Annotated in this window: 22 protein-coding genes; 11 read left to right on the forward strand and 11 right to left on the reverse strand. The window is 69.3% G+C overall.

Translation table 11 applies throughout. The annotated features are described in order from the left end of the window. Positions 1–100 precede the first annotated feature (100 nt). Positions 101–1,024 carry an alpha/beta fold hydrolase gene (locus tag IEZ10_RS10250; protein WP_229811122.1) on the forward strand — a complete coding sequence of 308 codons (924 nt, stop codon included), beginning with the start codon at positions 101–103 and terminating at the stop codon, positions 1,022–1,024. Positions 1,025–1,098: 74 nt separating this feature from the next. Here the strand turns inward: IEZ10_RS10250 and IEZ10_RS10255 are convergent, their stop codons facing one another. Further along, on the reverse strand, positions 1,099–1,614 hold the full coding sequence (locus tag IEZ10_RS10255; RefSeq protein WP_189246260.1) for a GNAT family N-acetyltransferase: 516 nt from the start codon (positions 1,612–1,614) through the stop codon (positions 1,099–1,101). A 247-nt stretch (positions 1,615–1,861) separates the two neighbouring features. Here IEZ10_RS10255 and IEZ10_RS10260 point away from each other — a divergent pair, with 247 nt between their 5' ends. From IEZ10_RS10260 to IEZ10_RS10270, 3 genes are all read left to right on the forward strand, one after another. Then, positions 1,862–2,485, forward strand: a complete 624-nt coding sequence (locus IEZ10_RS10260; protein WP_189246261.1) for a hypothetical protein — start codon at positions 1,862–1,864, stop codon at positions 2,483–2,485. Positions 2,486–2,665: 180 nt separating this feature from the next. Next, positions 2,666–3,022, forward strand: a complete 357-nt coding sequence (locus tag IEZ10_RS10265) for a hypothetical protein (RefSeq protein WP_229811123.1) — start codon at positions 2,666–2,668, stop codon at positions 3,020–3,022. 103 nt (positions 3,023–3,125) lie between these two features. Then, a complete protein-coding gene (locus IEZ10_RS10270) occupies positions 3,126–3,854 on the forward strand; it encodes a GNAT family N-acetyltransferase (RefSeq protein ID WP_189246262.1) in 729 nt (242 codons plus the stop codon). A gap of 39 nt (positions 3,855–3,893) precedes the next feature. Here the strand turns inward: IEZ10_RS10270 and IEZ10_RS10275 are convergent, their stop codons facing one another. Together IEZ10_RS10275 and IEZ10_RS10280 are read right to left on the reverse strand one after the other, a co-directional pair. Beyond that, positions 3,894–4,406: a hypothetical protein gene (locus IEZ10_RS10275; RefSeq protein WP_189246263.1), complete on the reverse strand. Its 513-nt coding sequence runs from the start codon at positions 4,404–4,406 to the stop codon at positions 3,894–3,896. A gap of 80 nt (positions 4,407–4,486) precedes the next feature. Continuing rightward, positions 4,487–5,344 carry a TIGR03619 family F420-dependent LLM class oxidoreductase gene (locus IEZ10_RS10280; RefSeq protein ID WP_189246264.1) on the reverse strand — a complete coding sequence of 286 codons (858 nt, stop codon included), beginning with the start codon at positions 5,342–5,344 and terminating at the stop codon, positions 4,487–4,489. 483 nt (positions 5,345–5,827) lie between these two features. Here IEZ10_RS10280 and IEZ10_RS10285 point away from each other — a divergent pair, with 483 nt between their 5' ends. From IEZ10_RS10285 to IEZ10_RS10295, 3 genes are all read left to right on the forward strand, one after another. Next, positions 5,828–6,748, forward strand: coding sequence for a phosphotransferase family protein (locus IEZ10_RS10285; RefSeq protein WP_229811124.1), 921 nt, complete (start codon positions 5,828–5,830; stop codon positions 6,746–6,748). Further along, positions 6,745–7,230: a hypothetical protein gene (locus IEZ10_RS10290; RefSeq protein WP_189246265.1), complete on the forward strand. Its 486-nt coding sequence runs from the start codon at positions 6,745–6,747 to the stop codon at positions 7,228–7,230. The genes IEZ10_RS10285 and IEZ10_RS10290 overlap by 4 nt, the downstream gene beginning before the upstream one ends. 104 nt (positions 7,231–7,334) lie before the next feature. Further along, a complete protein-coding gene (locus IEZ10_RS10295; RefSeq protein ID WP_189246266.1) occupies positions 7,335–8,501 on the forward strand; it encodes a hypothetical protein in 1,167 nt (388 codons plus the stop codon). Here IEZ10_RS10295 and IEZ10_RS10300 read toward each other — a convergent pair. After that, positions 8,437–9,018 (reverse strand): hypothetical protein, encoded by a 582-nt coding sequence (locus tag IEZ10_RS10300; RefSeq protein WP_189246267.1) that lies wholly within the window; start codon positions 9,016–9,018, stop codon positions 8,437–8,439. The genes IEZ10_RS10295 and IEZ10_RS10300 overlap by 65 nt on opposite strands. A 141-nt stretch (positions 9,019–9,159) precedes the next feature. On the opposite strand from IEZ10_RS10300, the gene IEZ10_RS10305 reads away from it, so the two are divergent. The 3 genes from IEZ10_RS10305 (at position 9,160) to IEZ10_RS10315 (ending at position 11,925) form a co-directional block, all read left to right on the forward strand. Beyond that, complete coding sequence (locus tag IEZ10_RS10305; protein ID WP_189246268.1) at positions 9,160–9,705, forward strand: GNAT family N-acetyltransferase; 546 nt, start codon at positions 9,160–9,162, stop codon at positions 9,703–9,705. A 165-nt stretch (positions 9,706–9,870) separates the two neighbouring features. Further along, entirely contained in the window at positions 9,871–10,359 is a 489-nt protein-coding gene (locus tag IEZ10_RS10310) for a hypothetical protein (RefSeq protein WP_189246269.1), read from the forward strand. Positions 10,360–10,707: 348 nt separating this feature from the next. After that, a complete protein-coding gene (locus IEZ10_RS10315; RefSeq protein ID WP_189246270.1) occupies positions 10,708–11,925 on the forward strand; it encodes a serine hydrolase domain-containing protein in 1,218 nt (405 codons plus the stop codon). A 129-nt stretch (positions 11,926–12,054) separates the two neighbouring features. Here the strand turns inward: IEZ10_RS10315 and IEZ10_RS10320 are convergent, their stop codons facing one another. Both IEZ10_RS10320 and IEZ10_RS10325 read right to left on the reverse strand, forming a co-directional pair. Continuing rightward, a complete protein-coding gene (locus IEZ10_RS10320; protein ID WP_189246271.1) occupies positions 12,055–12,540 on the reverse strand; it encodes an ATP-binding protein in 486 nt (161 codons plus the stop codon). Between the two features lie 945 nt (positions 12,541–13,485). After that, complete coding sequence (locus tag IEZ10_RS10325) at positions 13,486–13,818, reverse strand: hypothetical protein (RefSeq protein WP_189246272.1); 333 nt, start codon at positions 13,816–13,818, stop codon at positions 13,486–13,488. Between the two features lie 261 nt (positions 13,819–14,079). On the opposite strand from IEZ10_RS10325, the gene IEZ10_RS10330 reads away from it, so the two are divergent. After that, complete coding sequence (locus tag IEZ10_RS10330) at positions 14,080–15,435, forward strand: helix-turn-helix domain-containing protein (protein WP_189246273.1); 1,356 nt, start codon at positions 14,080–14,082, stop codon at positions 15,433–15,435. Between the two features lie 45 nt (positions 15,436–15,480). On the opposite strand, the gene IEZ10_RS10335 is transcribed toward IEZ10_RS10330, so the two are convergent. From IEZ10_RS10335 to IEZ10_RS10355, 5 genes are read right to left on the reverse strand one after another with little or no spacing between them, the layout of a single operon-like run. Beyond that, positions 15,481–16,695, reverse strand: a complete 1,215-nt coding sequence (locus IEZ10_RS10335; protein WP_189246274.1) for a DNA cytosine methyltransferase — start codon at positions 16,693–16,695, stop codon at positions 15,481–15,483. A gap of 60 nt (positions 16,696–16,755) precedes the next feature. Continuing rightward, the gene (locus tag IEZ10_RS10340; RefSeq protein ID WP_189246275.1) at positions 16,756–17,727 is read right to left on the reverse strand and encodes a DNA cytosine methyltransferase; all 972 of its coding nucleotides are present in this window, start codon (positions 17,725–17,727) and stop codon (positions 16,756–16,758) included. Then, positions 17,724–18,575 (reverse strand): DUF6339 family protein, encoded by an 852-nt coding sequence (locus IEZ10_RS10345; RefSeq protein WP_229811125.1) that lies wholly within the window; start codon positions 18,573–18,575, stop codon positions 17,724–17,726. Before IEZ10_RS10345 ends, IEZ10_RS10340 begins: the two co-directional genes overlap by 4 nt. Further along, positions 18,572–19,528, reverse strand: a complete 957-nt coding sequence (locus IEZ10_RS10350; protein ID WP_189246276.1) for a hypothetical protein — start codon at positions 19,526–19,528, stop codon at positions 18,572–18,574. The genes IEZ10_RS10345 and IEZ10_RS10350 overlap by 4 nt, the downstream gene beginning before the upstream one ends. Continuing rightward, complete coding sequence (locus IEZ10_RS10355; protein WP_229811126.1) at positions 19,525–21,651, reverse strand: helix-turn-helix domain-containing protein; 2,127 nt, start codon at positions 21,649–21,651, stop codon at positions 19,525–19,527. Before IEZ10_RS10355 ends, IEZ10_RS10350 begins: the two co-directional genes overlap by 4 nt. Positions 21,652–21,899: the final 248 nt, after the last annotated feature.

A 21,899-nucleotide genomic window follows, 5' to 3' on the forward strand; every position in this document is an offset into this window, starting at 1 on the left:
CGAAAGGTCGGACCGCGCGCCCCCGACCCACCCTCCGTCCGAAGGAGCGACGATGCACGGTCAGCCCGCCGAGAGCGGTCCCGCGAGTCCTGTAAGTCCCGTGAGTCCCGCGAGTCCCGTGACGACGGCCGGTACGGCGCCGCCGCTGGGACGCCACCACGACGTGGACGGCCGGCGGCTGCTGCTGCACCGCGCGGGCACCGGCGGCCCGAGCGTGGTGTTCCTGCCCGGCGCCGGCCTGGTCGGGCTGGACTTCCTGAACCTCCAGGAGTCGGCCGCCGGGTTCACCACCGCCGTCGTCTACGACCGCGCCGGAACCGGCTGGAGCGACCCGGCCGACCTGCCCCGCTCCGCCGCCGAGGTCGCGGGCGAGCTCCGGGGTCTGCTGCGCGCCGCCGGAGTGCCCGGGCCGTACCTGCTGGCCGGGCATTCGCTGGGCGCGTTCTACGCCCGCCGCTACGCACAGCTCTTCCCCGGCGAGGTCGCCGGACTGCTGCTGCTGGACCCCGGCCACGAGGACATCTTCGACCACCTGCCCGAAGGGGCCGCCGAGCTGAACGAACGGATGAAGCCGGACCCCGAGACGATGCCGGACCTCACCGGTGAGCAGCTCGCGTCCGCCCGCGCCGCGCTGACCGGGCTGCTGGCCGCATGGCCCGACGGGGTCCGCGAAGCGCTCGTCGCGTACCACCTCACCGACTGGCGGACCCAGCTCCACGAGACGGCCAACTTCGAGACCGAGATCTACGACGAGCTGCGGAACGGCGGGCCGCTCCCCGACGTGCCGCTGATCCTCCTCACCGCGGGCGGGCGCAACCCGTACTGGGCGCACTTCATGACCGAGGAGCAGATGCGCGCCGCGCACGACGGCATCCGCGCCATGCACACCGCGCTGGCCGCGTCCGTCCCCCGGGGGGAGCGCCGGGAGCTGCCCGGCGCCTCCCACCAGTACCTGCACATCGAGCAGACCGACGCGGTGCTGGACGCGCTCCGCGACCTCCTCGCCGCCACCCGAGCCCGGTGACGACGGAGGAACGGGACCGGCCGGGGCCGACCGGGGACGGGGCCGGCGGCGGCGCGCGCCGCCGGCCCCGGGGATCACAGCAGAGCCGGATACGGTGCCGTGACACGGAACCGGGCCAGGCCCTCCTCAGAGCTCAGCCACCGGAAACCGGCCTTCTCCAGCACGCGGACCGAGGGCGGATTCGACGGCTCCACCTTGGCGTACACCGTGTGGACATCGGCGGCGGTGAGGGCGAACTCCGTCAGGGCCCGGGTGGCCTCGGGGGCGTAACCGCGGCCCCGCCGGGAGGCCACGACGCCGTAGCCGATCTCGACCGTGCCGTCGCTCGGCGGCCAGAACAGGCCGAGCGAGCCGACCACCAGACCGCTGTCGCGCTCGATGATCTGGCGGTGACCGTACTCGCCCAGCCACTCGGGATACTCGTCGAACAGGCCGGCGATGACGCGGTCGCCTTCGGCGGGGAAGTCGTCCGCCCAGTGCGCGCACCGGGCGTCCCGCAGAACGGCGTCGACCTCATCGCGGGGCCAGATCCTCAGGACGAGGCGGTCGGTGACCAGGTCGGTACCGGCCGAAGAGAAGAAAGAGAACATGTGACACTCCTGGTCGTTCGGGTGACCGGCTACGCTCCGAACTCACGCGGGCCGGCCGAGGGCATGCTGAACAGGGCTGTCGGCAGCCATATTCATCAGCCCCCCTTCTCCAGAAGTGATCACTGGTCCTTCCCGCGCCGACCCTAGCGACCCTTCGCGGCGCGGGCAAAGCCATATTCCGGATGCGAAAAGCCGCGTTCCGGGTGCGACCGGCCTGCCGGAAGAGGAGGGCGGTAGGCTGCGCGCCGTGGAGCATCCGTCGATCACGGCCCGGCGCGGTGGTTCACCGTCCCGCCGCGTCGCCGCGCGTGCCGTCGCCGCCACGGACGTCATCGGATCACTGCTTCGCGGCGTCGCCGCCGCGGGCGTCATCGGCGCCGTCCTGGCCGCCGGCGGGTGCGCCGCCGATCCCGAGACCGACGGGGACCGCGCGCCGGGACCGGCCGCCCACGAGGTCGTCGTCACCGGCAACGACGTCTCCGGAGTCACCGCCAGGATCGCCGGCTGGGAGCACGACAGGAACAACGCCCTTCCGCCGCAGAACGTCATCCGGGTCGACATCCGCTTCACCGGCAGGACGGAATGGGCGCTGTCGTCACGGTTCATCGAGCTGGCCGTGTGCGCGGTCACCGGGCAGCGGACGGTGGTGACGTGTGGCACGGCCGGAATGCGAATGGACCACACGGTCGAGGACCGGTACCACTACACCGTCGAGACGTTCATGGGCGCCGGCTACCCCCTCGACCAGGTGACGGACGTGCTGCTCCTGCCCGACCAGTACGCGCCCCCGCGGGTGTCCATCGTGACCGATCCCAAGGACGGCGACGACTACGTCGCGCCGCGCCTTCCGAAGCCGGGCGACCGCCTCTGACCGCACCGCGGGCGACCGTGCCCGGATCGGGTCCGGACCGGGGCCGGATCGGGTCCGGACCGGGTCCGAGGCCATCGAACTCATCCTGGGTAAGCCATATAAGACCGATCCTCCTTTTGTAGGATTTCGGCGATCATCGGCGCCCGCCGCGGCGTCCCCCTCCGGTGACGGGAGCGACGGATGGCACACTCGGCGACCGCCGGACGGGCGGCGGGAGCGGCTCTCGCCGTACTGCTGCTGGCCGGCTGCTCGGACCAGCTCGGCGACCGCGGCGGCAAGAACGGCGCCCCGCCCGACCGGATCGGCGACGTCGACTACGTCGAGGTCTTCCGCAACGCCGACAACTTCCCCAACATCGCCCGGATCTGCGTCGAGGGCCTGGCCTTCGCCAGCACGTCGAGCGGGTCGCGGGGCGAGGACGGCGTCGCCAACCCGGCGCTGATCCGCGTCCCGGAGTGGGACGCCAGGTGCGCCAGCCACGCGAAGTCCGCCCCGGGGTCCGGAGCGAGCCCCCTGCCGACCTCCTCGCCCGGCTGACCCGCCGGCCCGGGGACGCCGGTGGACCGGTCGTGGCGGGAGAGCCACCCGGAACGGCCCCGGTCGCGTGGCTCTCCCACAGCGGCTGGCAGACTCTCCCGCGATGAGCGGTGAACGACAGACACTGACCGGGGCCGACGGCGCCCCGGTGGTCGGCTATGTGGAGGACGTCCGTGACGGGCGTCCCTGGGCCCGTCACGTCGAGGAGCTCGGCCCGGGAGCCGTCGACGCCGTCATGTCGCGCCTGCCCGGCTGGGCGGTGTCGGCGCCGGTCGAGCTCGCCCGGCGTCTCGTCGCGCGAGGCGCCCGGACGCTGCGGCACGCGCACCGGATGCGGTGCGACCTGTCGGACGTACGGCCGGCCGCGGACGCGGCCCCCGACGGCCTGCGGTTCACACCCTGGGACCGCGAGCCCGCAGAGGTCTTCCCCGCGTGGTTCGCGGCCTACCCGCCCGGCCATCCCGACCGCCGGTCCCGGAAGATGACCCTCGACGATGAGCTCGCGCCCCTGATGCGTGGCGAGGTGATGGGCCCCCTGCTCCCGTGCGGCGTCCTCGCCGTACGGGACGACGCGGGGGGAGGAGGCGAAGTGGTGGGTGGCGTCCTGGTCACCGACTCGAACGACGGGCCGTGGGTCACCGAGGTCTTCCGGCACCCGGACCGATCGCCCCGCGGCCTCGGCTCGCTCATGCTCTCGGCGACCCTGTCCCGGGCCGCCGCCGACGGGCTGGGCGAGATCGGCCTGGCGGTCACCGAGGGGAACCCCGCGCGGCGCGTGTACGAGACGCTCGGGTTCCGGCCGGCCGGGACCTCGATCACCGTCCTGATCTGACGGCCCCGCCCCGGCGCCCGGGGCGGGCTCTCGTCCGGCTCAGCAGTACGAGCGCAGGTGCCAGAGCTTCAGCAGCGCCTTCGGCGCCTTGTCCAGGCAGCCGCCCGTGTCGCCGCGGTACGACCAGGCGCCGTGAGCGCTCCTGCGCCACACGTGCGGCCCGTCCTGGTAGCTGATCGGGTCGCCCTTGACACCGATGGAGCCGAGCGCCCAGTACACGTCCTTGCCGGCGCTCCTGACCTTGCCGTAGTAGACCTTCTTCGGCCCGTCCACCTTCTTGCGGCTGGTCCCCGGGTGGTGCTTCCTGAGGTTCGGGCCGTAGTACTGGGTCCAGTAGGCGTCGGCGAGCGCGTGACGGACCTTCTCGGTGACCTTGAGATTGACGGCGGTCTCCCGGGACCGCGAGGCCGTCTCCCGAGCCTGTGAGACCGTCTCCCGGGACCGCGCGTCCGCCGGGGACCGTACGGCGCTCATCGCCGTCGCCGGGAAGAAGGCGGTGACGGTGACCGCCGCCACCGCGGTGGCCGCGAACCGGTGCGCGAACTCAGTCATGTCGCTCTCCCATCGCGTTTTGAAGTTTGACGCTCATCCGCGCCGAAAGGTTGGGAGCGGTCCGGACGGGTTCCGGCGATTCAGCGAGAGAGGGCGAACCGCTCGGCGAACGCGGACATCTCCTCGCGCCGCCCCTCCGGATCGGCGGCGGTGGGATTCACCACGACGCGGGTCACCCCCTGCGCGGCGAGCTCCTCGACCCGCTCCGCGGTCATGTCCATCGACCCCCAGCGCGTGTACTCGAGCGCTTCCGGGTCACGACCGGCCTCGACGGCGGCCGAACGGGCGATCTCCAACTGTACGGCGCGCTCCTCGGGACCGAGCGCGCCGCCGGGGAAGTAACCGTCGCCTCGCCGCCCGGCCCGTCGCGCGGCGGCCCGGCTCGACCCGCCGACATGGATCGGCAGGTGGGTGACCCCGGACGGCTTGGGGAAACTCACCAGCCGGTCGAAGGAGAAGAACTCCCCCTCGAAGCTCACGCCCTCCTCGCCGCCGCCCCAGAGCAGCCGCAGCACGTCGATCGCCTCGTCGGCACGACGGCCCCGGCCGGTGAAGTCGACCCCCATCGCGTGTGCCTCGCCCGGCAGGGTGCCGAGCCCTACGGTCAGCAGCCGCATCCGCCCCCCGGACAGCACGTCGATGGTCGCCAGGCGCTTGGCGAGGATGACCGGGTGGTGGTACGGCAGCAGCAGCACGCCCGTGCCGAGCAGGATCCGCCGGGTGGCCGCGGCGACGAAGCTCAGGCAGTCGAGCGGATCGACGTACGGCAGCGACGGCGGGATCTCATAGGGCCCGAACATCGCCCCGGGGTACAGCACGATGTGCTCCGGCAGGTAGAGCGCCTCGAAACCGCAGTCCTCGGCGTGCCGGGCGAAGGCCACGACCTCCTCGGGATCGACGCCGTAGTAGGCCGTGTTGTAGCTGATCGCGAACTTCATCGTCATCCTCCGGTCGACCGACGCGTGCTCGTCCCGCGTCGCGTACGACCGGTTCACCGATCCGCGCCCGACACCCTCCGCACGCCCATCGGGAGCACGCTAGAACCTTGTCACTGACGTCAGGCAAACCCGCTCGGGCATGCCCGAGCGCGCCGGACTCAGGCGGAGGGGGGGTTCGGACCGGATGACGGTGCCGATGGAGTCGCGGTCGGCCATGTCCGTCTTCGACCATCGACGTCGGACTCCCTTTCTCCACGCATGCGGACGTCATCTAAGATCGACCTCTTGCCGATCGTCTGAGGGGCGGTTCCCTGTCCTCCTCCGGCAGAGACGCCTCGCGGTCGACACGTGGAGGGGCTGATCGTGGACGGACCACGCAGGGTTGCCACACATGACGATCTGGCAGGAGTCGCACGCGCGGCTCTGGGCGCCGGACATCGCCTCACCGGCGTCTCACGGCTTCGCGGCGGTAGCAAGAAAGGCGTGTACCGCCTCATCTTCGATGATGATTCCACCGCGATCGTCTACATATGGGACGACGCCGAGGACTACTGGTCCGCCGCGCGGATCGATGAAGACGACGCCGAGGACCATGCGAATCCCTTTTCGCACGCCTCCGGCATCGATCTCTTCGTGGCCGCTCACACGCGCCTGGAAACCCTTGGAATCCGCACCCCGCGGATCCATTCGGCCGACCGGAGCAGGAGCCACTACCCGGCCGACATCGCAGTGGTCGAGGATGTGCCCGGCGCAACGCTGGAAGCGTTGCTCCAACAGGACCCGGACGGCGCGCAGGTGCCTCTGTCGCGGCTCGCCGACGCGCTCGGCGCGATGCAGCGGCACCAAGGACCGGGCTTCGGCAAAGTCGCCCTGATCGACGACGGCGGCATCTCCCAAGGCCATTCGTGTGAGCGGATCGTCCTCGACCGCGCACTTGACGACCTCGCCGAAGCCGCCTCACGCGACACGCGGATCGAGAGCGGTCGCGACCGCCTGGAGGACATGGTCCGCGGGCTGGCCGCCGCGGTGCGCCCGCGTTCGGAATACGGGCTCATCCACGGCGAGCTCGGACCGGATCACGTGCTGGTGGACCGGTACGGGCACCCGGTCCTCATCGACATCGAGGGCCTGATGTTCTTCGACGTCGAGTGGGAGCACGCGTTTCTGCGACTCCGTTTCGGCGAGCACTACCGGTGGCTGCGCAGAAGCGGTCTCGACGAGCAGCGCCTGGCCTTCTACACGCTGGCGACGCACCTGTCGCTCGTCGCCGGACCACTGCGGCTCCTCGACGGCGACTTCCCTGACCGCGACGCCATGATGGGGATCGCCGAGCACAACCTCCAGCAGGCTCTCGCCTTCCTGCCTGGGCCGGCTGGGCCTCCGCGTGCCATCCTCGGAAGGTGACAGCGATCAAGGAAAGCGGGCCGGAGGCCGATCGGAGACTTCCCCGGCGGCTGCTCCTGGCCGCACTGACCGGGGTGATCCTCACCGCCCTCCTCGTGGGAGCCGCCTTCCTGATGATGCGGGCCCTCACCGGCTCGGGAACCTGCGAACAGTCCTTCGCCTGCCTCGGCGCCATCGGCTTCACCTGGGTCGTGGGCCGCTGGGTGGCGGTCATCCTCGCCTGGCCGCTGCTGTATTTCCTGCGCGTACGGCCGACCTGGCCCGTCGCCGTCGCGGCGGTCCTCTCCCTGGTGGTGATCTGGCGGTTCGCCCAGTCGTCCTGGGCGGGGAACAGCGGCTTCGTCCTCATCCTGCTCAGCGGCGTGCTCGCCTACCCGCTCGCCGCCCTGGTCACCGCGCCGCGCCTCGCCTGGCCGTGGCGCGCCGTACCCGCCGCCCTGCTCCTGGCGCTCTGCGTCCTGACCTTCCTGCCGTCACCCTGACACCCGGGGTACGGCGGCGCGCCCTCCACCGGGCTCGCTCACGGTGATTCCGGAGCCCGGCGCCGCGGAGGAACCGATCACGCCGCGCGGAAGTCCAACCCACCATGATCGACACGGCACGCACGCCGCCGCGGCAGGTGCGCATCACGATCGCACTGCTGTGGTCGGTGATCCCACACGGTCTGGCCGTCACCGTGCTCAACGGCGTCGCGCTCGTCATGACCGACCGGCGGCTCCCACACGCGTCGGTGACGCAGAACGCGGACGCCGTCCCCGTCGCGTTGCGCGAGTACGCGGGGTTCGCCTGGGGGCGGACGGCGCTCATCGGGTTCTTCTTCGTGGCCGCCGCCCTCGCGTTCGGGCTGCTCGCCCGGGCCGCCCGGCGGGGCGCACGGCGGTGGCCCGCGGTTCCGCTGCTCGCCGGCGTGCTCGCCGTCCTCCACACGATCGGCCTGGTCCTGGTGGCCGGCTTCAACCCCGTCACGGGCTACGGCCCGCGATTGTTCCCGGTGAACGGCGCCCTGTTCAGTGGAGCGCCCTTCGACATGGTGGCGGCCGCCCCGTCCTGGTACCTGCCCGCTCTCGCGGCACTCCTCTTGATCGGCTGGGCCGGCCAGCTCGCGGGCCTGATCCTGCTGGCACGGCCGGCCACCGTCCGCCGGTACACCCGGAAGGAGACCGCGGGGAACACAGTGGGGGACACGGCGGCCCCGGCAGAGGACACGACGGGGGAGACGGCCGTCCCGGAGGGACGCACCCGGGCGATTCCACTGATGGCACTCGGTCCCGCCTTCGTCGCCGTGGTCGCCGTGTTCAACCACACGGCCATCCGGCTGACCGAGAACGCGGCCGACCCCGCCCTCATCGAGCACGTGGTGCCGGCCGCGCGGACCGCGATGTTCGTCAATTCCGCCTTTCTCGGCGTCCCGGCGGTCGCACTGGCGATCCTCGGCACGCACCCGCGGCTGCGCACCCGGCCGGGCGCCCTGTTCACGTCGGGTGTCCTCGCCGTTCTCTACCTGCTCGCCCTGGCGGTGGCCCAGGTGTACAACCCCCTGAGCACCGGCGTGCTCACCGACGACCAGTCCGGATTCAGCGAGCACATCCCCCCGTGGTACCTGCCCGTCCTCACGGTCATCCAGTCGGTCGCCGCGCTGGCGCACCTGGCCGCCCTCGCCGAGCTGGTCACGCGCGCCCGCGGGCCGCTCACCGCTCGATCTCCAAGACGTCCCCCATCCACCACCAGCCGTCGCCCAGGGCCGCGCAGGTGAAATCTCCGTCATACGCCACGTTGAGGAGGGAGCAGGGGTCCGCGCCGGCTTTCCCGCCGAGCACGCGGGCGAAGCCGATCCGCTCCGGCTTCCACTCCGCCACGGCGAGGAACAGCACATCCCCTCCGGGCACTTCGGGGTCACGCATCCTCTCCACCGCACCCCGGCCGAGAGCGAGCGCCCGGTACCGCTCCGGCAGCGGGGAGTGGTCCGGCGGGAGCCCTTCGCCCAGGCGCGCCAGCTCCGCGAAGGCCGTCCGATGTGTCTCGAACCAGCTCCACCGGAAGAACCGCTCCCAGGGGACCACTCCGGCGATCACCACCGCCACGACGAGCTGGCAGACCATGACCGCCGCCCCTACCCGGACCCGCCGCCGTCCCAGGCGGACGGCCCACCAGGTCGCCAGCCCGACCGCCAGGAGCCACAGCACGGGATAGGCCAGCAGCCACGGCGACAGGATGCCGTCGTCCAGCCAGAAGGAGAAGTAGTACGCCGCACCGAGCGCGACCCAGCTCACGACGGCACAGGAACCGAGAATCATGATCCATCTGACGTGACCGCGCCGGAAAAGGTTGCTGGTGGGTCCGAAGAGGCCGTCTCACCGAGCCCGGCCGGCGGGAGCGGGTGGCGACCATCCGGGATGTGCTTCTATGCCGGGATGGGCATCGAGAGCTTCAGGGCGCCTGATGAGAGGCCGAGTCGCCGCGTCCGGTGGAGGACCGAGGACGACGTCGAGGAGTGCGTGCGGCTCCTCGCGGAGGTCCACCGGCGGGACGGTTACCCGGTGAACTGGCCCGACCGGCCCGGCGAGTGGCTGTCACCCGGCCCCTTGCTGGGCTCCTGGGTCGCCGAGCTCGACGACCGCCTCGCCGGCCATGTCGGCTTGTCGCGGGGCGGCGAAGATGACCTGGCCCCGATGCTGTGGAGCGAGCGGAACGGGACGACGCCGGACTCGGCCGCCGTGGTCGGCAGGCTGTTCGTCACCCCGCAGGCCAGGGGACATCGGATCGGTGCGCTGCTGGTCGGTCGGGCGGTGGAGGAGGCACGGCGTCACGGCCTGCATCCGGTGCTCGACGTCGTCGCGTCCGACACCGCCGCGGCGGCGCTGTACGAGCGGATGGGCTGGGAACTGCTGGCCACCGTCGAGCAGCGATGGAACCCACACCGGACGGTGGCCGTCCACTGTTACGCGGCGCCGTCGTGAAACGGCCGATCACAGCCGCTCCGGAACCGGAACCGGAACCGGAACCGGAACCGGGGCCGGGGCCGGGGGCGGGGGCGGGGCGAGCCGGTAACCATCCGGGATCGGCGTGATTGCGAACGCGTCAGGGCCATGGGAGGACGGCGGGACGCGTGTGATCATCCGAGCATGACCGGTGCCGCGGTGGGGACGCCGCCGAACGGGGAGAAGGTCGCCGACCGGATGATCCGGGCGGGGGTGGTCGGGATGATCCTTCCCGTTCTCCTCCTCGCCGTCGGCCTCCTGTCGATGGACGTCTTCGCCGGCTCCAGATTGTGCGAGAAGTCCAGCGGCTGCCTGGCGCTCCTCTTCTACGTCCTTGCGGTGGGCCGCTGGGTGGCGATCGTCCTCGCCTGGCCGCTGCTGTATTTCCTGCGCGTACGGCCGGCCTGGCCCGTCGCCGCCGTGGCGGCCCCGTTCCTGGTGGCGATCTGGGAGATCGCCCTGGCTCCCTGGATGTCGGGGAGCAGCGGCTTCGGCCTCATCCTGATCAGCGGCATGCTCGCCTACCCGCTAGCCGCCCTGGTCACCGCGCCGCGCGTCTCCTGGCCCTGGCGGGCCGTACCCACCGCCCTGCTCCTCGCGCTCTACCTGCTGACCTTCCTGCCCTCGGCCTGACACCCGGGGTACGGCGGCGCGCCCTTCTCCGCCTCGCACCGCCGTACCGGGCCTGCGGGCCGGTCGTACGCGGTGGACGGAGCCGGCGAGCCCGGAGCACAGCGGCTTCGATCGCGGCGAGTTCCATGACCGCATTTCGTCACCGGACATCAGACACCGGACACCGGACACCGGACATCGGACAGAAAACGGTGCCTCCCTCGTCGCGGGGGAGCGACCGGGGAGAAACTCCCTCCCGGGAGGGAGCGGGAAAATCGCCTGCGTCGGCGATCCGCGCGGCGGGGCCGGATCGGCAGGATCGACGACATCACCGGTACTTCCCCCATCTGACCCCTGGAGATGTCCACGATGAAGCGCACCCGCGTCGCCGCCGCCGGTCTCGCCCTCGCCGCCCTGTTCTCGGCCGCGGGCACCCCGGCGCTCGCCGCCGTCACCGCGGGACCGTCCGCGATCATGGCGGGGCCGTCCGCCGTACGGAGCGAGGTGCCGCCGATCAACGAGGCGGCACTGAAGCGGAGCATCGCCGGGCTGCCCGCGGCCGACGCCACCGCCGCCGAGGTCAGGGTGGGCGGCTCGGCCGGCTCCTGGCACGGCGTCACGGGCGTGACCGACCTGCGCACCGAGCGGCCCGCCAGGGAGGGCGCCCGCTTCCGGGCCGGCAGCGTGACCAAGATCTTCACCGTCGCGGTCGTGCTGCAGCTCGTGGCCGAGGGCAAGGTCTCCCTCGACGACACGGTGCAGGATTACCTCCCCGGGCTGCTGCCCACCGACTATCCCACGATCACGGTCGGCCAGCTCCTCAACCACACCAGCGGCCTGCCCGCGCCGACGAACGAGGGCGGCTTCGAGCGGGTCTACGCCACCAGGTTCGAGAAGGTGACCCCCGAGGAGTACGTCGCGGAGGCCGTGAGGAACCCGATCGAGTTCGAGCCGGGCACCCGGCAGCACTACCTCAACATCAACACGTTCGTGGCGGGCCTGCTGATCGAGAAGATCACCGGTAGGTCCTACGAGCACGAGGTGACCACCCGGATCCTGCGGCCCGTCGGCATGCGCGACAGCTACCTCCCCGGCGAGTCCATCAAGATCCGCGGGTGGCACAACCACGGCTACCAGGTCGTCCCCGAGGGCTTCCCGGACGCCGTCAAGTACGGCCAGGGCTACGTCGTGGACATGACCGAGACCAGTGTGACCTCCACCTGGGCCTCCGGCGACCTGATCTCCACCACGGCCGACCTGGAGAAGTTCATCAAGGCCCTGTTCGGCGGCAAGGTGGTGCCCGCCGCGCAGATCGAGCCCATGTTCACGGTGCCTAAGGTCACGATGTACGGCGGCGACCAGCCCGCGGTCTACACCTCGGGTCTGACCAGGCTGGAGCTGCCCGGCGGCATCGTGGCGTTCGGCAAGACCGGAGCCAGGTACGGCAGCGCGGCCGGCGTCGGCGCCACCCGCGACCTGAGCCGCACGGTCGTCTACTCGATCAACTCCACCGACGCCAAGGCCGCCGGGCAGAACGAACGCGGCCTCGGCATCGCGCTCGCGGCCTTCGCCGAAAAGGCCAAGTGACCCGGCGTCCTCGACGGGTTCGCGGGCCGCTCACCCGGATGAGGTGAGCGGCCCGCGGATTCTTGGGAGGGTCGGATTCTCGGGCGAGGTCTGGATTTTTGGGCGGGACCTGGATTCTTGGGCGGACCGTCAGCCGGGGGAGTGCAGTTCGAACCAGATGACGGTGCCGAGGGAGTCGCGGTGGAAGCCCCAGCGGGCGGCGAGCGTGTTGACCAGCGCCAGCCCACGCCCGCCGACCGCGTCGGGTCCGGGGTCGCGGGGGCAGGGGATCCGTGAGGAGCCGGGGTCCTGGACGGTGACCAGCACGCCACGCTCGACGAAGGTGAGGGTGACGAGGAACTCCCGCGGCCCGTCGTTCACCCCGGCCGCCCTGTCCACCGCGACGTCCGGCCCGCCTGGCTTACCCGCCTCGCCGTCCGGCCCGCCTGACTTACCCGCTTCGCCGTTCAGCCTCCCGCCCGGTCCGCACGCGTGCTCGACGGCGTTGGTCGTCAGCTCGCTGGTCAGCAGTACGGCGTCGTCGCGCAGCGGGTGGCCGTCGCCGAGCAGCCCGGCGACGAAGTCGCGGGCGTGCCTGATCTGGTCGCGGGTCGCTGGGAAGTAGTGGGAGATCACCGGCAGGTCGGTCCCGATCCGGCCGGGGCGCGGCGGCCACGTGGCTTCCGCCTCCGCCCGCGCGACCTTCGGCCATGTCGGTCCGATGGTGTTCGGCCGTGCCGTTCCGGCAGGCCGGACGAGCACGCGGAGCAGCCGCGACAACAACCGCGCCGCCCTCTCCACCTCTTCCCGGTCCGGCTCGCCACCCAGCCGCCTGTCCAGCTCTCGGCCCGGCTCTCTGCCCGGCTTTCTGTCCGGCTTTCTGTCCGGCCGGGACCGCGGAGCCGGGTCCCGCGGGCTGTCGGCCCGGCGCTCCGGGCTCATACCGTCACCCCCTCGCGACGTGCCCCGCGCCTGCTCCCGTACGGCGGGCGTGACCCTGGTGGCGAGTCCCGCACGTACGACGGGTCCTGCGGGTACGGCCCCCGTCCGTACGGTGCGACGGCGGTCGCCGTCGGCCGCGCATGCCGTCCCTGGCTCGCGGGGAGTCCTGTGGACGCCCTGCTCGCCGGAGATCCAGCGACCGGTCTGCCTGCCGGAGAAGCCGTGGATGGGTGGAACAGCCTCGGGTAGCGGGCCGTGGTGGGCTTCGCCGTACCGGGGAAGGGACGGTCGCACAGACCGAGCCGTCGCCGGACGGCCATCCGGGCGCATACCTGGACGGACGTGGGCTGTTCCCACAGGTGGCCGGGCCGGTGCGGCAGGCCGGCGGCGTCGTGGGCGTACGGCGGATGCCCGCACCATCGGCACCCAAGCGGGGTGGGTGGCTGCTCGGCGTGCCAACGGACCCGGATGATCCGTACGGCTCCATTAGGGTTGGACACGGGTCGCACCTCCAGTGTGCGATCAAGGCCCTGCCAGGCGACTTGGCCTCGCTTGGTGGGGCCGTTCTCTTTGGACTATGAGGGTTCCGGGGCTTGCCTGGGATCTTTTTCCACAGGCTGTGGATAAATTCGCGGGCCGTCAGACGGGACCTTGGGGCGGCTTCGGCTCCCGCATTGGCGCCGCCACCCGCTCGCCGGCCTGAGCTCGCGGCAGGTCGGCCCGTTCCTCGGGCTGGGCCTGCCTCGGGTCGGCCCGCTCCCCGAACCGGACTCGCCGCAGCTCCGCGCAGCGAGCGGTGACCAGGCGGGCGACCTCCTCAACCCCGGACACCGGCCGCGAGGCATAGGCGGGCCGCCCGTGCTGCTCGTCCCACCCGGCCTGCCACCAGAACCGGTCGCCGTTGCACCACACCACCAGGCCGTCCCACACCGACACGAGCACCAGCCCGTAACCGTCATGGACATCGGCCACGACACCCAGTCCTTCAAGCGCCCGCCGTAACCGCTCGGCGGTGCCGTGCGGCTCTTCCGAACGTGAGGACGAGGTGCCGTCCGACATGTCGCCCCCAGGTGAGACTTGGTAACTCGACGTAATTCTCTTCCAAGAAAACCGCAGGTGGCTGACGATGGAAGGAGCCTCGAAGGGGCCTGTGAACAGGGGCCTCCGGGAGGCCCCGTACGCCCACGGAGGGGCCACGATCCGGCCTACAAGCGATGAACGAGGGGAGCCGGCATGGTGATGGACGGCCTGACGCTCGAAGAGCTGATCAGACAAGCACGGCAGGCCAGGGACCTCACCCAGGCCGGCCTCGCCGACCGGCTCGCCAGAGTGTCAGGGCAGTCCACGATCACCCGCAACGAGGTCTCCCGCTGGGAACGCGGACGACGGCTGCCCATGGCCTGGTTGCCGTGGTTGAGCATCGTCCTCGATGTTCCGCTGGCCGTACTCGACCAGGCGGCCGTCCTGTCACGCGCCAGGAGACTGGGTGTCACCGTCCCCGACACGAATGATGACCACCTGTCGCTCTTCGGCGACGGCTGGACGAGGGAGAGCAACGAGGCTATGGCAGAAGAACTGACCGTGGAAGATGAGGCCATATCGGAGGACAACGCCCTGCGGATCGCCCACGAATGGCTCATCGTAGAGCCGCCCCAGCTCCACGAGATCCGGGCGGGTCGCCGTGTCGGCCATGAGCTGGTCGACCGGATTGAGGCTCGTATCGATCGGTTGCGGCATCTGGACGACTACGTCAGCGGCCCGGACCTGCACACCCTCATCTCCCAGGAACTACGTGCGACCGCCACGGTTCTCCGGCAGGCCGCCTACAAGGAGGATGTGGGTCGTCGCCTGCTGAGCGCGGTGGGGGAGCTCTGCCAGCTCGCGGGATGGGTCATATCGGACGCCGGGCAGTATGGCCGTGGCCGCGCGTACTACGTCAAGGGCATCCAGGCCGCCCACGCCGCGGGGAACGAACCGGTGGCCGCCAACCTTCTGTCCTCGCTGAGTTACCAGATGGCCAGCGTCGGAGATCCGAGAAAGGCCACCGTCATGGCCCGAACGGCGGTGAAGGGCGCAGAGCGGTCGAGCACGCCACTTACCCGCGCGCTGCTGCTGGAGCGGGTGGCCTGGGCGCACGCGAAGGCGGGGGAGTCCACGTCCGCTGAACGGGCACTCGGCGAGGTGGACGAGGCGTTCGGGCAGCATCGGGAAGGCGACGAGGACCCCAAATGGGTCTACTGGCTGGACCGGACCGAGGTCGATGTGATGGCCGGCCGGTGCTTCACCGAACTCGCCCGCCCGCTCAAGGCCGAGCCGCTGCTCAGCCAGGCCATCGACGCCTACGACACCACCCGGGTGCGGGAGGTTTCCCTCTACCTGAGCTGGCTCGCCGACGCCTACGCCCAGGCCCGCGAGATCGAGCAGGCGACGGAGGCCGCCTCGACGTCCCTGAGGCTGTCGCTCACCATCAACTCGGCCCGCGTCACCGACCGCATCGAGGTCGTACGCTCCCGGCTACGTCCTTTCGCCGCGAGCGCCGCTGTTCAGCGTTTCGAGGACTTCTATCGGTCGACGGTGGCCACGAGCTGAGTGAACTTCGGACATCAGAATCTAGAGGTGATGCTCGCGGTATCCCTATTGGATCTGATCAGCGTCACGCAGGTACTCGTACACCGCTCCGGCGATGGCCTTGGACAGTCCGACCGGTACAGCGTTGCCGATCTGGCGTGCGATCTCCACCTTCGACCCGCACCACAGGAAATCCATGGGAAAGCCCTGTAACAGAGCGGCCTCAAGATGAGTGATGGGCCTGTGCGCGGTGGGGTGGAGGTAACGCCCCTTCTCTGGCTTGTAGAACTCCGTCCTGATCGTCACCGATGGCCGATCCTTATACATACGCCCCATGACATCGCCGGAACCGGTGCGGTGGTTGATCCAGTTCTTGGTCGAAAGGTGCGGTGGAAGGTCGTGACGGTTGCCCCCTGCTGGGATCGCCGCGTAGCGGAGGAGGGAATGCTCGGTCGGGATGCGACCGATGTGCAGTTCAGAGGTACGAAACGGGCCTGGCACCCAGCGGCCGAGGCGGTCGAAACCCGGTTTGTCGGGAAGATGAGTGGTCTTCGTTTCGTGTGGCGTGAGATCGAAGACGGTGCGAGCCGGCATCCAGCCGGGAAGTGCCGGCCTCTCATCGAAGAGGGGCAGATCGTCGGCTCCCTTGCCTTTCCCCGGCTTCTGATGGGTAGCAGCCGGGTGCTGGAGGGGTTCGCGCTTCGGGTGGCGCTCGATCAGATCACGGCGCGTGACCAGGGCGATGGCTCGTCTGCGGGCCTGAGGCACGCCGTAGTCGGCGGCGTTGAGGATCTTGTACTCGAGGACGTAGTCGTCCAGGTCACCTCCGGGCTCTGTGGCCTCCTTGAGGAGGGTGAACTCCACGGACCTGACGAACCGGTCGACGTTCTCGATCACGAAGATCTTGGGCCGGAGGGCCTTCACGACTCTTACATACTCACGCCAGAGCCTGTTGCGCGGGTCTTTGGGGTCCTCCTTGCCGAGGCCGGAGAATCCCTGGCAGGGAGGCCCTCCCAAGATCACATCGACGGGTTCGTCGATCGTGCCGGGATCCCAGTCCTTGATGTCGCCCGGATGGATGTGGGAGATGCCGCCCGCCTCATCGGCGAAATTCGCCGCATACGTCGAGGCAGCCGCAAAGTCGAGTTCCACGGCTCCCACCGTTCGAAACGGTGAGGGGCCGTCGGGTTCAAGGGTGAACTCGTGAAACCCCTGTGTGAAACCACCACACCCTGCGAAAAGGTCGACAACATTGATGGGGCTGGTGGTACGGGGGATCATGGGCGTTACCCTATCGAGGTCGACCCGGTGTGGTTAAGGGGTCATACCGACACGGACGGATCACTCCTGAAGGGCCGTCCAGATCTGGCGCCCCACCGCGGTGGCGATCGCAGGGGGGAACATCTGCGCAACCTGCCTGTATCGTGCCGTCTTGCGGCCTGTGACGAGCCAATCGGCGGGTAGACCTTGCAGGATGGCCACCTGCTCAACGGTGAGCCTCGGCAGGCCGTGCCGGCCTAGATCGGCGTTGAGGACGAACTCGGGACCCGGCACCTCATCGGCCAAGCCACTGCCGTCCACTCCCAGCTCCAGCCATGATCGCTTCGTTCTCGTTGGGCCGAGGTCGGCTCCGCCGTGCTTCTTGGAGCCTCCCACGATCGTAGGGGCCACCCTATTGGCCGACACCGCCCATGCCTCGGCTCCGGTCCAGCCGTTCCTACCCATCGACTCCCGGAGAACCTCGCCCACAGTGGGTGCGCTGTCCTGAGGGCGGGGCCATTCGAAGCGTGCGAAATCCGTGGGCGGCATCGCAATGATGATGCTGCTGCGACGGGTCTGGGGAACTCCGAAATGTTGGGCGTCCAAAACCTTCCAAGCGAGTTCATAGCCGAGGTGTCGCAGCTCTTCCTTGATGAAGGATCGGACTTCCTCGAAGCCGGGACTCGTCAGCAGGCTTGGCGTGGTTTCAAGCAGGATCGCCCTGGGGCGGACGTCCATGGCGAGAAAGACCGCGGTTCTGAGGAGGTCACGGTCGTCGGCCGTGCCTTGCTGCTTGCCCGCTATGGAGAAGGGCGCCGATGGCACGCCTCCGGAGAGAAGGTCCACGTCGGAGACGCCATCATGTTCGGTGCCGACGAAGTCCTTGAGGTCGGTCTGCAGGACCCTCCAGTCCGGTCGGTTCACCCGCAGGGTGGCGCAGGCGTGAGAGTCGTTATCGACCAGCAGAACGGGGTCGAACCCCGCCTGCTCCAATCCGAGCGCCTGGCCGCCGGCCCCCGCGCATACCTCCAGACTGGTGAGACGCTGGCTCACTCGATGGTCTCTTGCTGTTCCGGCCGACCACGTACCGGTGCTTCGGCGAACAGCCGCTCGAAGAGCGGGACCAGCGCCTCAACGGCGTGTTCGGGGACGCGTCCGTCCGTCGGACCGTCGGGTAACGAGTCGTACGGCACCAACACGTTTCCCAGATCCTCGATCCAGTCCCGATAAGAGTCGGCGTCCTGAACGGCATCGGGTGCGAGCGCCTCGTAGGCGAGGGTGCTGCCCGCCGTGTTCACCGCTTGAGCCAGCGCGTTGACCTCGCGCCCGGTTCGCACTGCACCGGTCGACAGCAGGCGGAGGATCGCCTGAGCCGTGGGCCGGTGCAGGATCACCTCAAGGCGTAGCACCGTGTTGAGGACATCCTGGTTACCGCAGGCGACCACGACCGGTCCGTAGTCGGGACCGTTGCGGAACAGCTCCGCGGCCCACCACAGTCGAGAGAACGTCTGGGAGTAGAAAGGTCCGGAGAAGCGTGCTCGATTGACGGCCGGGGTCGGCGGTCGCCCTGGATGCCGCCAGAACACATAGTCGGGCGCCAGCCGTAGGGCCAGGTGGTTCCAGATCCGAGAGTCGGCGGCCTCACGGCGGGTCAAGCGCAAGGTCGCGTGGAGAAGCGGGGCCAGCCAGGCGTCCGCTGCCGTTCGGGACTCGGGCTCGAAGCGTTTCATGGCCTCATCGAGAAGCTGTCGCACCGGCTCGGCCTCCCAGGGTCCCGGCTGAGACGCCCGATCGACGGCGGCCATAGGTAGAGGTTCCCGCTGCTCCAGCACCGCGGATGTGAGGAACTTGACCGCTGCATCATCCGGGAGATGACCGATCCGAGCGAGGATGTCGCTCACTCCTCCTCCTGTCCGGTACGGCGTAGCGTGCGCATGAAGTTGCCGAGGTTCCTCGGCCTACGGGCCTGTTTCCCGGCAGCGTGCAGGATGCGAGTCTGTAGGTCAGCGCCGTCTCCGGTTCGGTGCCGGCTCACCACTTCGGCCAACGCGTCGTCGGGGGAGTGTGTGGGGAAGAGATCCGGAAGCATTCGCCGAAGCACCGACTCACGCCATCCGCCGGGCCACTCAGGAGTGTCACCGTCTTCCTGGTACGTCGCTGCATTGAACAGCACCGTCCACACATCCGTAGCGATCTGGGCGGCGAGCGCGTCTCGTGCCGGTCGGTCGATGGCTCGTCCGCTTGCGAGGAGAGCCTTCAAGCCCTCGAATCCGCTGTTCAGGTAGAGAACGGGCTCCTGACCGACCGCTTCGACCGTCCACGGGTCGTTCTTGAAGGGGTGCAGCTGTGGATGGTCCTCATCACCGAAGTCGACCCAGCGGGTCCGGATCTCTTCACGCCGTGTGGGCGTGCGGGACTGGAGATCTACGGTCCAGGAGGCTTCGGTGGTGGCGATCACGCGGCCCGGCACGTCCCCGACTGTGGCGATCAGCTGCCCGAGCAACTCGGCCCGTTCGAGGTGGTGATCACGTTGAAGCTCGACCTCACCCGACCATTCACCGGGCCCCTCCCAGCGAAGGCGGGTGGCCGTACGCGTGTTGGTGCGGCGTTCCGACAGTGTGGCCAGGCACTCCATGCCCGTCCATGGTCCTTGCTGCAACTCCTGCTCAGGAGCCCTCACCCGCACCGATAACCGAGCACTCCGCCATTCGTCGCGCTCGATCCGATGCAGCGCCACGACCCTCTGTGCGGTGGAGATCATTTCGTACGGCAGGGCGATGTCATCCAGCCTGGCCTCACGAACCTCCAGTGAAAGGTCGCCGACGACGGTCTGGTAGGGAAGGAGTCGCTTCATTGCACGCTCTCCTTCACACGGACGAGGTCCACTTCGACCCCGGCCATGCGCGCGGTCACCGGATGGCTCGTCACGTCGCTGATCCCGCTGAACACGGCGCTTCGAGCGCCGGCCGCACAGCGTAGGTTGCCCTCGTCGGTCACTTCGCAGTGCGACACGGCACTGAGCTGCGCCCACCGAACTTCGGGCCGCGCTCCTGAGCGCGCGGCGAAACGCAACAGCGGCCGGAGGAACCATGGGTCATCGCGCTCAGGCAGCTTGATCTCGACCCTGACGTCCCATGCCCCGTCTTGAGTGATGGATCCCGTGGCGCTCTTGACCGTGGGATAACCCGGACTTCGCGGTGATGGCGGAGGGTCGAGCCGCAGCAGCTCGCGAAGTACGGGCGGGGTCTCGTCCTCCTTGACATGCTCGACGGGGCGGACGGCCTCACGCACTTGGTCGAGCATCGCCCTGCGGAACTCCTTGAGACGCGCAACGGCGCCACGGGCATAGCTCGATGTGAGGTCTTCGGTCTGTTTCCAGTCGTTGTGCTCAGGAGGTTCGGCGGCGCGTAGGAACGCCTCGGCCAGGTCGGCGTCCATACCGGAGGACCCGGTCGCCTTACCTGCGAGCAGCACGGCTTGGAACCGTATGGCGCCCAACGGCACGTCATTGACGGCACGCTCCAGCACGGCCATGCGAGTGCTGCGCATGCAGATCAACCGATTCGGCTTCTCATCGTCGTCCTCTGTCGGGGTGATCAGCAAGACCGCCGGGTGCGTGACGGGCTCAGCCCTCTCGACGTCCTTGAGAGGTGGCACGGTCAGAGGTAAGCGCAACGCGAGAACGTCTTCCGCGGTACTGATCTCTGAGACGGTCTCCTCGTTGAGGAACGCCCGTACGGCTCGGGCACGGGCTGGTTCGTAACGGTGCGGGTCGACGCGCTCCTCGGTGACCACGACCTGGCCGTCCCGAAGCGCCTCTACCGAGGCCTCCAACATGGGGATCGAGTCCCGGCCGGTCACCATCGAAGCCCAGAACCCGGTCGCCAGCCCGCGGACCAGAGCCTGATGCATCTCCTCCAGATTCGTGGCCTCGCCCGAGGGGTCGTAAGCACCGACGATCAGAAAGCTGGTGCCGGGGTCACTGCTCCCCCGAGTGAGGTAGAGCTCCTCGACGGTACGTTCGCCGGCCCACCAGGAACGGGCCGCCCCTTCACGTGAGAGGTCGCCTTCTCCGAGCCAGGCCGGGCCCGCGTACTGGGCGCCGCCGACCTCGCGCCAAGGGAGGTCCAGGCGACCGATGAGGCGGCGTTCACAGCGGCCTTCGTGCGGTTTCGAAAGCGTGCTGTTCATGATGACCATGCCGAACTGACTGGTGGCCCAGAGGGTCGCCTTGCCCAGACCGTAAGAGCCACCCGCCAAGCCCTTTTTGTGACTGTCGAGTTGGCGGCGCACCACGGCGGCGAACCGGCCGTTGTCATACTCGGGGCCGGTCAACCCGCTCGCGTTGTAGTCATCGATCCGCAGCAGTAACAGGCTGCCCCGCTCGTGGAACTCCCGCAGTCCATTGGCCAGGACCTTACCGACCTTCTGGCCGGTGTCCGCCGCGGCTTTGAAATGCGGTACGAGGTCGTCCCAGCGCAGCGCCTCCTGGAGCCGGCGCAGCCGTTCGCCGGTGACCTCGTGAAGGATGAACCGTACACGGACCGGCCGGTTCGCATCGTGACGTTCGTCGAGGCTGTTCTGAGTGGCCTCTCTGGCCAGGACCGTAAGGTTGGAGTCGAATGCGAAGGCGGCGGCGTTACCCAACTCTCGGCCCCCGTCCGGATGCGCAGGACGGTGATACCAGTTGATCAAGCCTCTGGAGTCGGGTGCTTCGTCTCGGGTGGCGGATGAACCTGTCGCCAGACCGAGGACCGCCTCGATGACCTGGATCTTGTCGTTGCGGGGTATCGCTCTACCTGTGATCCATGCCGAGACCGCGGCCCTGGTGACGTCGAGTGCGATGGCGAGCTCGGATTGGGTCATCCCCTTGCGTCGTAACTGCCGGCCAAGCCACGGCCCGAAAGCCTCAGGCTCATATGGTGCGCTGCTGTCATCCTCTGACATCCATGAACCTTCCCGGAGGATCATGCTCATTTGACGCTTAGGCTAGCGTCAAACAGAAGTTGACACTACCCAGGCTTGGCTTTCCCTATACCCGTGGTGTCGAACGTCGCAGCCCGGTCTCGGGAGGCTTGGCGCGTCATCGACGCCCATCGCCGGGGGCTGTAGAGGACCTTGCGGCCTTCGATTTGGGAACATTATGGGATTATCGCCCGTTTTTGAGGCATTGGTCGGTTGTGTCCATAGCGCTCGGCAGGATGAATTTTCCCTATTTCCCTCTT

The sequence above is a fragment of the Streptosporangium pseudovulgare genome (assembly GCF_014648055.1).
Taxonomy (GTDB): Bacteria; Actinomycetota; Actinomycetes; order Streptosporangiales; family Streptosporangiaceae; genus Streptosporangium; species Streptosporangium pseudovulgare.